General features: G+C 75.0%; 11 protein-coding genes. 7 read left to right on the forward strand and 4 right to left on the reverse strand.

Translation table 11 applies throughout. The annotated features are described in order from the left end of the window. Positions 1-11 precede the first annotated feature (11 nt). On the reverse strand, positions 12-1,244 hold the full coding sequence (locus ACRAKH_RS02185; RefSeq protein WP_380727664.1) for an ROK family transcriptional regulator: 1,233 nt from the start codon (positions 1,242-1,244) through the stop codon (positions 12-14). Between the two features lie 125 nt (positions 1,245-1,369). On the opposite strand from ACRAKH_RS02185, the gene ACRAKH_RS02190 reads away from it, so the two are divergent. Next, positions 1,370-2,002: a DUF3159 domain-containing protein gene (locus ACRAKH_RS02190; RefSeq protein WP_380727662.1), complete on the forward strand. Its 633-nt coding sequence runs from the start codon at positions 1,370-1,372 to the stop codon at positions 2,000-2,002. Positions 2,003-2,071: 69 nt separating this feature from the next. Here the strand turns inward: ACRAKH_RS02190 and ACRAKH_RS02195 are convergent, their stop codons facing one another. Continuing rightward, the gene (locus ACRAKH_RS02195; protein WP_380727660.1) at positions 2,072-3,001 is read right to left on the reverse strand and encodes an N-acetylglucosamine kinase; all 930 of its coding nucleotides are present in this window, start codon (positions 2,999-3,001) and stop codon (positions 2,072-2,074) included. Between the two features lie 98 nt (positions 3,002-3,099). Then, positions 3,100-6,315 carry a S8 family serine peptidase gene (locus tag ACRAKH_RS02200; RefSeq protein ID WP_447009587.1) on the reverse strand — a complete coding sequence of 1,072 codons (3,216 nt, stop codon included), beginning with the start codon at positions 6,313-6,315 and terminating at the stop codon, positions 3,100-3,102. Between the two features lie 114 nt (positions 6,316-6,429). Between ACRAKH_RS02200 and ACRAKH_RS02205 the strand changes: the two genes are divergently transcribed. The 5 genes from ACRAKH_RS02205 (at position 6,430) to ACRAKH_RS02225 (ending at position 11,167) form a co-directional block, all read left to right on the forward strand. Further along, positions 6,430-7,284, forward strand: a complete 855-nt coding sequence (locus ACRAKH_RS02205; protein WP_380730349.1) for a fumarylacetoacetate hydrolase family protein — start codon at positions 6,430-6,432, stop codon at positions 7,282-7,284. Next, the gene (locus ACRAKH_RS02210; RefSeq protein ID WP_380730347.1) at positions 7,281-8,588 is read left to right on the forward strand and encodes an enolase C-terminal domain-like protein; all 1,308 of its coding nucleotides are present in this window, start codon (positions 7,281-7,283) and stop codon (positions 8,586-8,588) included. Before ACRAKH_RS02205 ends, ACRAKH_RS02210 begins: the two co-directional genes overlap by 4 nt. Further along, a complete protein-coding gene (locus ACRAKH_RS02215; RefSeq protein WP_447009588.1) occupies positions 8,585-9,337 on the forward strand; it encodes an SDR family NAD(P)-dependent oxidoreductase in 753 nt (250 codons plus the stop codon). The genes ACRAKH_RS02210 and ACRAKH_RS02215 overlap by 4 nt, the downstream gene beginning before the upstream one ends. 67 nt (positions 9,338-9,404) lie before the next feature. Next, positions 9,405-10,331, forward strand: a complete 927-nt coding sequence (locus ACRAKH_RS02220) for an aldo/keto reductase (protein ID WP_380729726.1) — start codon at positions 9,405-9,407, stop codon at positions 10,329-10,331. After that, a complete protein-coding gene (locus ACRAKH_RS02225; protein WP_447009589.1) occupies positions 10,328-11,167 on the forward strand; it encodes an amidohydrolase family protein in 840 nt (279 codons plus the stop codon). The genes ACRAKH_RS02220 and ACRAKH_RS02225 overlap by 4 nt, the downstream gene beginning before the upstream one ends. A 77-nt stretch (positions 11,168-11,244) precedes the next feature. On the opposite strand, the gene ACRAKH_RS02230 is transcribed toward ACRAKH_RS02225, so the two are convergent. Further along, positions 11,245-11,919 carry a FadR/GntR family transcriptional regulator gene (locus ACRAKH_RS02230; protein ID WP_380729730.1) on the reverse strand — a complete coding sequence of 225 codons (675 nt, stop codon included), beginning with the start codon at positions 11,917-11,919 and terminating at the stop codon, positions 11,245-11,247. A gap of 194 nt (positions 11,920-12,113) precedes the next feature. Between ACRAKH_RS02230 and nagA the strand changes: the two genes are divergently transcribed. Further along, positions 12,114-13,313, forward strand: coding sequence for an N-acetylglucosamine-6-phosphate deacetylase (gene nagA, locus ACRAKH_RS02235; protein WP_447009590.1), 1,200 nt, complete (start codon positions 12,114-12,116; stop codon positions 13,311-13,313). Positions 13,314-13,371 lie beyond the last annotated feature (58 nt).

The following is a 13,371-nucleotide window of genomic DNA, read 5'->3' on the forward strand; positions in this document are numbered from 1 at the left end:
TCTCCTTCACCTCAACGTGCGGACGGGGACGTTGACGCGGTCCGCTCCTCTCCTCGGCGCGGACCGCTGAAGGGTTCGGTCGTGGCGGCGGGCAGGCCGAACACCTGTTCCCTGACGACGGACAGCGCGGAGTGCAGTGCGCCGGAGCGCACCGGTTTCCCGGTCACCAGGGCGAGTCGGACGGGGGTGCGGGGCACCACCAGGCGGCGCAGCTCGGCGGCGACGAGGTCGGCGAGCGTCGTGCCGCCCGCCTGCGCGATGTCGCCGGAGAGCAGCACCAGTTCGGGGTCGAGCACGGCGACGACGTTCGCGACGCCGGTGGCGATGCGGCGGGCCAGGTCCACCAGGAACTCCCGGCCGGCCGGGCCCGCGCCGAGGGCCTTCTCCACGGCGGACAGCCCGGTGCGCGCGGACACGCCGTGCGCGCGGGCCAGCCGGGCGATGCCGGGGCTGTCGAGCAGGTCGCCGTAGCGGCTGCCGGTGCGCCGGGTGCCGGTGTCGGCGTGCGCGTGGTCGGGGACCTGCAGGGCGTCGATCTCGCCCGCGCCGCCGGTCGCGCCGCGCAGCAGCACGCCGTTGACGACGACGGCCGCGCCGACCGCGTCCGCGGGCCAGAGCAGGACGAAGTCCCGCACCCCGACGGCCCGTCCGGCGATCATCTCTTCGAGGGCGACCAGGTTGACGTCGTTCTCGACGGTCACGGACGTGTCGAGGAGCGCTTCCAGCTCCTCGGGGATGTTCTTGTTCTCCCAGTCCGGCATGTGCGGCGCGTAGTTGAGCCTGCCGGTGGCCGGGTCCACTGCGCCGGGGCTGCCCACGACCACGTGGTGCAGGGCGTCGGTGGTGAGGCCCGCCTGGGCGGCGGCCTTGGTGACGGCGCTGTGGAACGCGGCCAGCACGTCGGTCTTCGGCATCGGGGCGCGGTGCTCGGTGAGCGTGGCGCCGGAGATGTCGGCGATGGCGATGTCGATCGAGTCGGGGGTGAGGTCGACGGCGGCGACGTGGGCGAGCGCGCCGTTGACCGTCCACAGTTGCGCCCGCGGTCCGCGCCCGCCGCCGCGCAGTCCGTTGCGCAGCACCGTTCCCTCGTCTTCGAGGCGGGTGAGGAGCTGCGCCGTCGCGGGCTTCGAGAGGCCGATGATCCCCTCCAGCTCCGCCCTGGTCAGCGGGCCGTTGCGGAGCAGCGCCTCGATCGCGGCGCGGTCGTTGATCTCGCGCAGCAGCCTCGGGCTCCCGGCTCGCATCGGCTCTCCTGTCTGTTAACTTTCCAGACGATTTCGTGGTGACGGTAGTGACGAGGCTCACCGGGGTCAATGCTCCGAGACGCGTCCGTTACCAGGGTTAGGTAGGCCTAAGGCACCCTGGAGGCATGACCGACACGCGTCAGGAGTCGCTGGCCTCCCTGCTGGGCGGCCGGGGTGGTGCGGTGGACGCCTCGCTGCCGCCGTTGGCGTTCGTCCTCGGCTGGCTGCTGAGCGGCAACTCGATCGCCGTGGGCGCGGCCTCGGCGGTGGCGTGCGGCGTCGTCGTCGGCGTGGTGCGGGTGGTGCGGGGAGGTCGGCCGCGGGCGCTGCTCGTGTCCGTCGCGCTGGTCGTGCTGGCCGCCTACGTCGCGATCCAGACCGGGCGGGCCGAGGACTTCTTCCTCGTCCAGATCCTCCTGAACGCGGCGTCGGCGCTCGTCTGGGCCGCGTCGATCGTGGTGCGGTGGCCCCTGCTCGGCGTGGTCGTCGGCCTGGTGACGGGGCAGAAGTTCGCCTGGCGGCGCGACCCGGACCTGATGCGGGTGTACCGGATCGCGTCGTGGCCGTGGGTGGGGCAGTACGTGCTGCGGGTCGTGGTGTTCGGCGCGCTGTGGCTGGCCGGCGAGGTGGTGCTGCTCGGGATCATGCGGGCGGCGCTGACGTGGCCGTTGCAGGTCGCGTGCATCGCCGTGAGCTGGTGGATCGTCCGCCGCACGCTCCCCGCCGACCACCCCGGCCTCCGCCACCCCCGCGTCTGACGCGCCGGCGCCCGGTCACGCGGGGCGCTGTGGACCTTCACCGCTGCGGCTGGCCGCGGTGGTGCCTGGTCAGGCGGGGCGTGGGGCCGTGTCGCCGAGGACCTTCACCGCCGCCAGCCACGCCGAGCCCGCCGCGCCCTCGGTCGCGACGCACACCGGGGCCGCGGTGCGGGCCGCCAGCTCGCGCTTCAGCCGCCCGCCCAGCGGGTGCGCGTGGACGAGGCTGCCCATGAGCACGATCGGGCTCTCGTCGTGCGCCGACCGCGTCGCCTCCGCCAGGTCGGCCAACGCGCGCACGGCCGCCGTGATGATCCGGTCCGCGGACGCCGCCGTCGCGTGCGCCGTCACGAGGGGCGCGTAGCCGGCCAGCTGGATCGGCGGCGCGGTGTTGACCGCGGTGATGAGGCGGCGCCACCGGTCGCGGGGCGCGCCCTCCGTGATGCCGGCCCGGTCGAGGACGGCCGTCGACAGGTCGTCCGGGGCGTCGCGCTCCAGCGCGAGGAGCGTCGCCCGCACGGCCTCCCGGCCCAGCCAGAACGCCGACCCCTCGTCACCGAGCAGCCACCCGTGCCCCCCGGCCGTCGACACGAGCTCGTGCTGCTCGATCCGGGCCGCGATGGACCCGGTGCCCGCCACCAGCACGGTGCCGTCCGGCGACGCCGTGCCGGACGCGAACGCCGCCTCGCAGTCCGTGACCACGCGCAGCGGGCAGCGCAGCCCCGCGCCCGCCCACGCCGCCTCGAACAACGCCGCCACCGCCGGGTCGGTCAGCTTGCTCGACCCCGCCATGCCCAGCACTCCGGCCTCGACCTTCGCCGGGTCGAGCCCCTCCAACGCCGCCGTCAACGCCTGGCGGACGTGCGCCGCGGCCTGCTCCGGCGGGTGCGAGTTGGGGTTCGCGCCGCCCGCGACCCCGGCGCCCAGCCGGGTGCCGTCCAGGTCGAGCACCAACGCCCGGGTGCTCGTGCCGCCCGCGTCCAGACCCACCACGAAACCCATTCGCCCGAGTATGCCCAGCGAGCACGAGGTCCGGCACACCCAACCGGGTTGTGCCGGACCTGGCTCTGCGTGATCGGACCGCGGACCTGACGCGCAGGTCAGCCCTGTGGCGTGAGGACCTGTGCCCGATCGGGGGACGCGTTGTGGTGGTGCAGCAGCAGGAGGCTGCCCGGCGCCGCCGCCGGGTCGCGCCGCACCTCCAGCACCGCGCCGGACTCCGCCACGAACGACACCGCGCCCACCAGCCCCAGCCCCGGCTTCAGCGGGTCGAACGCCATGGGCTCGCGGATCAGGTCCACGAACCCCTCCTCGTCGCCCGGCGCCGCGTACTTCCCGGTCGTGCCCACCGTGTACGTCAGCGGCGCGGAGGCCGCCGCCGGGTCGATGCCCAGCGCGGTCAGCTCCACCGGCAGCACCACCACGTTGCTGTCCATCAGGTTCGTGTCCACGTCGCCGTACTGGCCGTTGAGGGGCTGCTCGTCGACGACCTCGCCGTCGGACACCCGCGTGGTCCGGGCCAGCCACACGTCCGCCGTGACGCGGCCCGCCGCGTCGGTCGGCTTGACCGCCTCGACGAAGTAGTCGTGCGCGCCGTCGCCGGTGGTGTCGATCCGGACGCCGGGGCTGGTGGTGCCGCCGAGCGTCACCCAGTTGTGCCAGGTCACGACGCCGAACGCGAGCATCCCGTCGGCCGACGCCGCGCCGACGTACCGCAGGTCGCCGCCCTTGGCGGTGCGGTTGGACGCGCAGTCGTCCACGACGTCGTCGGTGCAGTCGGGCAGTTCCGGGCTGGTGCCCTGGAGCTGGAACGCGCTCACCAGCGACCGGTACGCCTGGTCGCCCTCGCCCTGGTCGAGCTGCCGGCCGTCCAGCCGCAGGGCGCCGTCGCCGAGGTCGGTCGCGGTCAGGTCGGCGACGGGCTCGGGCGCGGCGTACACCGGCACCCGGATCGTCGCCTCGCCGGACCGGACGAGCACCCGGCCGGACGCCTCGGCGACGAACTGCCGCGCCGCGTCCGCCTGCTGCTTCACCACCGTCGGGTCGGCGACCTTGCGCAGCTCGTGCGGCGTGACGCGGAGCGTGACGCGCGCCGTGGCGGACCCGCCCGGCGGCACCGCCACGGTCGGCGGCCGGATCTCGAACCGGGCGCCGGGGACGGTCGTCGCGGCCTCGTAGGAGAGGTCGGCGATGCGCCACGCCGACGACTTGTTCACCACGGCCAGCGTCTTGCTCGCGGACATCGGCTCGGCCGCCTCGACCGGCCCGAACGACACGCCGACCGCGCCGGGGTCGTCCCGCACCAGGGCGAGCAGGTCGACGCCGACCGCGTCCCGCGCGTCGACCCGGCCCGCGCCGACCCGCATCGGGGCCTCGGGGGTGCCGGTGGCGTGGTCGTCGCCGTCGGTCACCCGGCCGTGGGCGGTGTTCATGATCGCCGCCTTGACCTCCTCGACGGTCCAGTCGGGGTGGGTCTCGCGGACCAGCGCGGCGATGCCCGCCACGTGCGGCGACGCCATCGACGTGCCGCCGAGGCTCACGCTGTCCGCGCCGCTGCCCACGTCGGCGGACAGGATCGTGTCGCCGGGCGCGGCCACGTCGGGCTTGGCGGCCGCCGCGCCGCGCACGCCGCGGGACGACGACGGTGTCATCGTGTCCGCCAGCGCGGGCGTGATCGTCGGGACGGCCCGGCGCAGCGAGCCGAGCATCCGCACCTGGAGCGTGCCGTCGTCCAGCGCGGGCCGCAGCGCCTCGGTGGCGGCGGCGGTGAACTGGAACGACGGGATGGCCGCGTTGCCCGCGATGCCCGCCTTGAACGTGTTGCTGCTCGCGGTGAGCAGCACGCCGGCCGCGCCGGCCGCCTGGGCGTTGTCGGTGCGGGCCGCCGAGCCGCACTCGCGGGTCGTGTCGTCCTCGTCCCACTCCAGCCACGCGAACTTGCCGGTCAGGTCGTCGGCGATCGGGCCGCAGCCGTCGCGGTTCTCGGGGTCGGTGACCGGCGCGACGGGGCGGGTGAGGTCGAGCGAGGCGTAGGCGGTGTAGCTCACGCCGTACTGGCCGGAGTGCTGCCGCCCGGCCACCTCGACGCCGTCGAGGATCGAGTACGCGTCCCGCGTGTTGGCCACGGCCAGCGCCTCGGGCGCGTTCGCGGGCGAGCCGCCGATGTCGTAGAAGTCGCCGCCGTTGCCGGCCGCCGCGACGACCACCACGCCGTGCTCCACGACCTTGCGCACGAACAGGTTGTCCGGGTCGTCCTGGGCGCCGTAGTCGGTGCCGAGGGACAGGTTGACCACGTCGAGGCGGTCGGCGAAGTCGCCGTCGCCGTTCGGGTCGAGGGACCAGTCGAGGGCCTGGCCGAGGAGGTCGGTCGACCCCTTGCAGCCGAACACCTTCAGCGCGTACAGCGACGCCTTCGGCGCGGTGCCGGGCCCGACCCTCATCCCGGCCAGCGCCTCGGGCGTCACGTCGGCGTGGTCGCCGGTGAACGTGGCGCCGTCCGCGTTCACGCCGTACCCGGCCGCGGTGCCGGCGACGTGCGTGCCGTGGCCGTGGCAGTCCAGCGGGTTCGGGTCGGGCTTGGGCGTGGCCTTCTCGGGCACGTTGGCGTCGTAGTCGTCGCCCGCGAAGTCGTGGCCGCCGACGACCTTCGCGGTCGGCGTCCACGGCGCGGTGCGGTCGACGGCGTCGTAGGCGGCGGTGGTGCCGGGTCCGCCGAAGTCGGCGTGCGTGTAGTCCACCCCGGTGTCGACGATGCCGATGCGCACGCCCTCGCCGTACCGGCCGGTGTCCCGCCACACCCGGGCCGCGCGGGTGAGCTCGGCGGCGCTCGCGTTCTGCGGCGTCTTCGGCACGGTCAGCCGCACCGCCCGCACCTCGGGCAGGGCGGCCAGCTCGCGCAGCCTGGCCGCGTCGGCGGTGACGACCACGCCGGGCACCGCGTTGCGGGTCGTGGCGACCTCGCGCGCGCCGGAGTCCTTGTCCCGCAACGCGTCCAGGACGCGGTCGGCCTTCACGTCGGTGCGCTGCCGGGCGGCGCGGGCGGCCGCCGCCGGGTCGCCCGCGCCGCGCGCCTTCTCGTCGCCGTACGCCTCGGCGGCCGGGGTCTCGGTCAGCTCGATGAACGCCGTCACCGGCCCGGTGGCACGGGCGAGCGCGGCGCCGACCACCTCGGACGACCCGCCGGTCGCGTGGTCGGCGCGGTGCGGTGGCAGGGGTGCGGCGGACGGGGCGGCGGACGCCGGGCTCGCCACGACGAGCGCGGCGAGCAGTGCGGCGGTGGCGCTGACGGACGCCCACACCGCGCGGTGGAGTTTCATCGCGACCTCTCGTTACCGGTATTCATCGGACCAATTCCCCGTCAAGCCCTAGACGCCCCTCCGGTGGACGGCTATACATCCGATCTGTCGACCGGTTGTTGAGGAGGACCTGCCGTGCAGCTGCTGCGCCTGGGACCGTCGGGCTCCGAACGCCCCGCCGTCCGCGCCGACGACGGCGTCGCGTACGACCTGAGCCCGCTGACGGACGACGTGACCGGCGCGTTCCTAGCCGCCGACGGCATCGCCCGCACGAGAGCCGCGCTGGCCGCGGGCGAACTCCACCCGATCGTGGACGACGGCCCGAGGGTCGGTCCGCCCGTCGCGGACGTCGGCAAGATCGTCTGCATCGGCTTGAACTACCGCGACCACGCTGAGGAGACCGGGCTCGCGATCCCGGCCGAGCCGGTGGTGTTCCTGAAGGCCGCGGACACGATCGTCGGCCCGTACGACGAGGTGCTCGTGCCGCGCGGCTCGGTGAAGACCGACTGGGAGGTCGAGCTGGGCGTGGTCATCGGGCGCGAGGCCCGGTACCTGGGGTCGGCCGAGGAGGCGTTGGCCCACGTCGCCGGGTACGTGGTGTCGCACGACGTGTCGGAGCGCGAGTTCCAGCTGGAGCGCGGCGGGCAGTGGGACAAGGGCAAGAACTGCGAGACGTTCAACCCGCTCGGCCCCTTCCTCGTGCCCGCCGACGAGGTCGACGACCCGCAGGCGCTCGGCCTGCGCCTGTGGGTGGACGGCGTGCCGCGGCAGGACTCCTCCACCAAGAACATGATCTTCCCGGTGGCCGAGCTGGTCCGCTACCTGAGCTGGTTCCTCGTCCTCCGACCGGGGGACGTCGTCAACACCGGCACGCCCGCCGGCGTCGCGCTCGGGCAGCCCGAGCCGAAGCCGTACCTGCGCGCGGGCTCCGTGGTGGAGCTGGAGATCGACGGGCTCGGCCGCCAGCGCCAGACGCTGGGGCAGGCGTGAGCGCCCGGATCACCGCGCTCGACGTGGCGGACGTCCGGTTCCCCACCTCGCGCGAGCTGGACGGCTCGGACGCCATGAACCCCGACCCGGACTACTCGGCCGCGTACGTCGTGCTGCGGACGTCGGAGGGGCCGGACGGGTACGGGCTGGCGTTCACCATCGGCCGCGGCAACGACGTGCAGGCCGCCGCGATCCGGTCGCTGGCGCACCACGTCGTCGGCCGGCCCGTGCCGGAGACCGCCGCCGACCTCGCCGCGCTGTCCGCGGACCTGGTCGGCGACTCGCAGCTGCGCTGGCTCGGGCCGGAGAAGGGCGTCGCGCACATGGCGCTCGGCGCGGTGGTCAACGCCGCGTGGGACCTGGCGGCCCGGCGCGCGGAGCTGCCGCTGTGGCGGTTCCTGTCCGCGATGACCCCGGAGGAGATCGTCGGCCTGGTCGACTTCCGGTACCTGTCCGACGCGCTCACGCCCGCCGAGGCGCTGGACATCCTGCGCCGGGCCGAGCCGGGGCGGGCCGACCGCGCCGCAGCCCTGGTCCGGGACGGCTACCCCGCCTACACGACGTCCCCGGGCTGGCTCGGCTACGCGGACGACAAGCTGGCCGACCTGGCCCGGCGGGCGCCGGCCGACGGCTTCGACATGATCAAGCTCAAGGTCGGCGGCGACCTGGCCGACGACGTGCGCCGGCTGGCGCTGGCCCGCGAGGTCGTCGGCGACGGCGTGCGCATCGCCGTGGACGCCAACCAGCGGTGGGACGTCGGCACGGCCGTCGCGTGGATGCGCGAGCTGGCGCCGTTCGCGCCGTACTGGATCGAGGAGCCCACCTCGCCGGACGACGTGCTGGGGCACGCGGCCATCGCCAGGGCGGTGCGGCCGATCAAGGTCGCCACCGGCGAGCACGTCCAGAACCGGGTCGTCTTCAAGCAGCTCCTCCAGGCCGGCGCGGTGGACGTGGTGCAGCTCGACGCGTGCCGGGTCGGCGGCGTCAACGAGAACGTCGCGATCCTGTTGCTGGCGGCCAAGTTCGGCGTCCCGGTCTGCCCGCACGCGGGCGGCGTCGGCCTGTGCGAGCTGGTCCGGCACCTGGCGATGGCCGACTTCGTCGCGGTGTCCGGATCGCTGGACGGCCGGTCGATCGAGTGGGTCGACCACCTGCACGAGCACTTCACCGACCCGGCCGTGGTGCGCGGCGGCCGGTACCTCGCGCCGTCCGAGCCCGGCTTCTCGGCCCGGCTGCGCGACCGGAGCGTGGCCGACCACCGGTACCCGGACGGTCCGGTGTGGACGAACCTGGGGGCGCGATGAGCGAGTTCGACGGCCTGGTGGCCGTGGTGACGGGCGGCGCGTCGGGCATCGGCCTGGCCGCCGCGCGCCTGCTGGCGGCCCGGGGCGCGACGGCGGTGGCGCTGGACCTGAACCCCGACGTCGACCCGCCGGTGCACGGCATCCGGGCGGACGTCGCCGACGACGAGTCCGTGCGGGCGGCGGTCGCCGAGGTGGTCGCGCGGTTCGGCCGGCTCGACGTCCTGGTGAACAACGCGGGCGTCGGCGCGACCGGTGACGTGGCCGCGAACCCGGACGACGAGTGGCGGCGCGTGCTGGAGGTGAACGTGCTCGGCATGGTCCGCGTCGCCCGCGCCGCGCTGCCGCACCTGCGGGAGTCGCCGTCGCCGGCGATCGTGAACACCGGTTCCATCGCGGCGTGGGCCGGTCTGCCGCAGCGCGCGCTGTACTCGGCGAGCAAGGGCGCGGTGCACGCGTTGACGCTGGCGATGGCCGCGGACCACGTGCGGGAGGGCATCCGGGTGAACGCGGTGGCGCCCGGCACGGCGGACACCCCGTGGGTCGGCCGGCTGCTCGACGCGGCGCCGGACCCGGTCGCCGAGCGGGCCGCGCTGGAGGCCCGGCAGCCGCACGGTCGGCTGGTGACGGCGGACGAGGTGGCGGGCGCGATCGCGTACCTGGCCGGTCCGCACTCCGGCTCCACGACGGGCGCCGTCCTCGCGGTGGACGGCGGCATGCACGGCCTCCGGTTGCGCCCGCCGCGGCCGTAGCGCGGTGGCCCCCGGCGTGCGGACGGGGAACGATGGGCGCGGAGCCGATCGTCTTGGAGGTGCGGGTGTGATCCCACTGTCCCGGTTGGGGTTCGGCGGCGGGCCGATCGGCAACCTGTACACCGAGGTGTCCGATTCGGACGCCCTCGGGGCGCTGGAGGCCGCGTGGGACGCCGGCATCCGGTACTTCGACACCGCGCCGCACTACGGGCTCGGTCTGTCGGAACGGCGGATCGGCGAGTTCCTGGCGGGCCGGCCGCGCGACTCGTTCGTCGTGTCCACGAAGGTGGGCCGGGTGCTGGAGCCGTGCTCGGCCGGCGGCGACGACCGGGCGAACGGGTTCGCGGTGCCCGCCACGCACGTGCGGCGGTGGGACTTCGGCGCGGACGGCGTGCGGCGGTCGCTGGAGTCCTCGCTGGAGCGGCTCGGGCTCGACCGGGTCGACGTGGTGTACGTGCACGACCCGGACGACCACGGCGACCGGGCCGTGGCGGAGGCCGTGCCCGCGCTGGCGGCGCTGCGGGACGAGGGCGTCGTCGGCGCGGTCGGCGTCGGCATGAACCAGTGGGAGCTGCCCGCGCGGTTCGTGCGGGAGACCGACGTGGACGTGGTGCTGCTCGCCGGCCGGTACACCGTGCTGGAGCAGAGCGGGGCCGGGCTGCTGGACCTCTGCGCCGAGCGCGGGGTGTCCGTGGTGGCGGCCGGGGTGTTCAACTCGGGGCTGCTGGCCAGGCCCGAGGTCGGCGACACCTACGACTACCGCGCCGCGCCCGTGCAGCTGGTCGAGCGGGCCCGGCGGATCGCCGGGGTGTGCGCGCGGCACGGCGTGACGCTGCCGCGGGCGGCCGTCGCGTTCCCGTTCCGGCACCCGGCGGTGGTGTCCGTGCTGCTGGGCATGCGCACGGCGGACGAGGTGCGGGCCAACGCGGAGGCGGCGTCCGCGCCGGTGCCGGACGTGGTGTGGGACGACCTGCGGGAGGAAGGGCTGCTGTGATCGTCGACGCCCACCACCACGTGTGGGACCTCGCCGTGCGCGACCAGGACTGGATCACCGACCCGCCGATGGGCGCGATCCGCCGTGACTTCTCGCTGGCGGACCTCGCGGCCGTGGCCGGTCCGGTGACGCGGACCGTGCTGGTGCAGACGGTGGCCGTGCCGGAGGAGACCCCGGAGCTGCTGGCGCTGGCCGCGTCGACGGACCTGGTCGGCGCGGTGGTGGGGTGGACGGACCTGACGTCGCCCGCCGTCGGTGACGCGTTGTCGGCGTTGCGCGCGGGCGGGGGAGGGGAGTGGCTGCGCGGTGTCCGGCACGTCGTCCAGGCCGAGCCGGACCCGGAGTGGCTGTGCCGGCCGGACGTGCTGCGGGGGCTGGCCGCCGTCGGTCGCGCCGGCCTGGTCTACGACCTGCTCACGGTGCCGCGCCAGCTGCCGGCGGCCCGGCGCGCGGTGGCCGCGCTGCCGGACGTGCCGTTCGTGCTGGACCACTGCTCGAAGCCGCCGATCGCGTCCGGCGGGCTGGAGCCGTGGGCCGCGGGCGTGCGGGCGCTGGCCGCGCACGACAACGTGACGTGCAAGGTGTCCGGGCTGGTCACGGAGGCCGACTGGCGGCGGTGGACGGTGGCCGACCTGCGGCCGTGGTTCGACGTGGTGCTGGACGCGTTCGGGCCGTCACGGCTGATGTTCGGGTCGGACTGGCCGGTGTGCCTGCTGGCCGCGCCGTACGCCGACGTGCTGGAGGCCGCGCGGGCGTTGACGGACGAGCTGTCGCCGGCCGAGCGCGCCGAGGTGTTCGCCGGCACGGCCGCCCGCGTGTACGGCGTCGAGCCGTAGCGGTTCCCACACGTAGGAGGTCCCACCCGCAGGAGTCCCAGCCGTTCATCAGGGCCGCGTTCTCCTAGCTCCCCGGCTCAGGCCAGGTCGGAGAGCCACTGCTCGACGCCGGCCACGTGGACGGTGGACCAGGACCGGGCCAGCTCGGGCTGGTGGGCGGCGAGCGCGTCGACGATGGCGCGGTGCTCGGCGACGGTCCGGTCCACCGCGCCGCCCTGCGTGATGCCGCGCCAGATCCGCACCCGGACCGTCGGCCCGGCGAGCGTGTCGAGCAGCCGGGCCAGGTAGGCGTTGCCCGAGCCGTGGGCGATGGCGCGGTGGAACTCCAGGTCGTGCTGGACCAGTTCCTCGACCGACCGGGCGGACTCGGCGGCGTCGCACAGGGCCCGCAGCGCGGCGACCTCCTCGGGCTCGACGCGCTGGGCCGCCAGGGCCGCCGCGGCGGGTTCGAGGATGCGCCGGACCTGGAGCACCTCCAGCACGGAGTCCTCGCCGCGGTGCAGGTCGAGCACGAACGACAGCGCGCCGAGCAGGTCGTCGGCCCGCAGGCTGGACACGTAGGTGCCGTCGCCCTGCCGCACGTCGAGCACCCGGACCAGCGACAACGCCTTGACCGCCTCGCGCAGGGAGTTCCGCGACAGGCCGAGCCGGTCGGCGAGGTCGGCCTCGCGCGGCAGCCGGTCGCCCGGCTTCAGCTCGCCGGAGACGATCATCTCCTTGACGCGCAGGATGGCGTCGTCGGTAACTGCCACGGCGGCCCTCGACTCGTCAGCTAGACCTCGGATGTCTGGCGCCAAGTATGGGCCACGCCGAAGTGCCGCGCGGCCGAACCGCCGTGCGGGGGGAACATTAACACGGCTCCGCTCTATTCGGTTATCTTGTAACCACAGGGTGACGGCGTCCGCCACTTGCCGCCATAATGGTCTGGACCATTTGAGGAGGGACCTTGGACACGGTTGTCGCAGCTCCGCGAGCACTGCTCGGTCGGACCATCACCGGTCCCGTCAGCCTGAGGTTCAGGGCAGGCCGGATCGTGGACGTCGTCGCGGGCTCACCGCCCGGCGGCGCCGAGGTGCTGACCGAGGGCCTGCTCACCCCGGGCCTGGTGGACGTGCAGGTGAACGGGGCGGTGGGCGTCGACTTCGCCGAGGTCGACCCCGCGGGCATGGCCGCGGTCGCGAGAGCGCTCCCGCCCACGGGGGTGACCCGCTTCCTGCCGACCCTGATCACCGCGCCGGTGCCGGTGGCGGTGCGCCAGGCGCACGCCGTGCTGGCGGCGGCGGCCACGTTGCCGCAGCACGCGGGGGCCAAGCCGCTGGGCGTGCACCTGGAAGGGCCGTTCCTGTCCCCGAAGCGGGCGGGCGTGCACGACCCGGCGCTGATGGTGGCGCCGGGACCGGCCGAGATAGACCTGCTGCTGAACGACGAGGTGCTGCGCCGCGCGCTGCGCATGGTGACGCTCGCGCCCGAGCAGCCGGGCGGCCTGGACGCCGTGCGGCGGCTCGCGGCGGCCGGCGTGCTGGTGGCCGTGGGCCACAGCGACGCGACCGGTGAGCAGACCAGGGAGGCCGCCGAGGCGGGCGCCCGGATGGTCACGCACCTGTTCAACGCGCAGCGCCCGCTGGGGCACCGCGAGCCGGGCGTGCCCGGCGTGGCGCTCGTGGACGACCGGTTCACGCTCGGCCTCATCGCGGACCTCGCGCACGTCGGCCCGGACGTCTGCCGGCTCGTCTTCAACGCCGCCGGCCACCGGGTCGCGCTGGTCACGGACGCCGTGGCCGCCGCGGGCATGCCGCCCGGCCGCTACCAGCTCGGCGGCGCGGACGTGCTGCTGACCGAGGACGGCGTGCCGCGCTCGCCCGAGGGCACGATCGCGGGCAGCGCGCTGACGCTGGACCGGGCCGTGCGCAACATCGTGTCGGTGGGCGTCGACGTGGCGGACGCGCTGGCGTCGGCGACCATCATCCCGGCCGAGGCGATCGGGGAGCCCACCCTGGGCAGGCTGGAACCCGGCGCCGTGGCCGACCTGGTGTGGTGGGACGACGACCTCCGGCCACGGAAGGTGTGGGTGGACGGGGAGGTCGTGTTCGACAGCACGGTGGTGTACGACACCGCCTCGATCGGCCTGGCCGCAGCGGGCCAGTAGCCGCACACGTGAAGAGGCCCGAGGGCGATCCCCTCGGGCCTCTTCGCGTTGGAGCGCG

This window comes from Saccharothrix hoggarensis (genome assembly GCF_052936025.1).

Coding starts and splice junctions, on each gene's coding strand:
- ACRAKH_RS02185 (WP_380727664.1), bottom strand. CDS start 1,244: ATGCGAGCCGGGAGCCCGAGGCTGCTGCGCGAGATCAACGACCGCGCC.
- ACRAKH_RS02190 (WP_380727662.1), top strand. CDS start 1,370: ATGACCGACACGCGTCAGGAGTCGCTGGCCTCCCTGCTGGGCGGCCGG.
- ACRAKH_RS02195 (WP_380727660.1), bottom strand. CDS start 3,001: ATGGGTTTCGTGGTGGGTCTGGACGCGGGCGGCACGAGCACCCGGGCG.
- ACRAKH_RS02200 (WP_447009587.1), bottom strand. CDS start 6,315: ATGAAACTCCACCGCGCGGTGTGGGCGTCCGTCAGCGCCACCGCCGCA.
- ACRAKH_RS02215 (WP_447009588.1), top strand. CDS start 8,585: ATGAGCGAGTTCGACGGCCTGGTGGCCGTGGTGACGGGCGGCGCGTCG.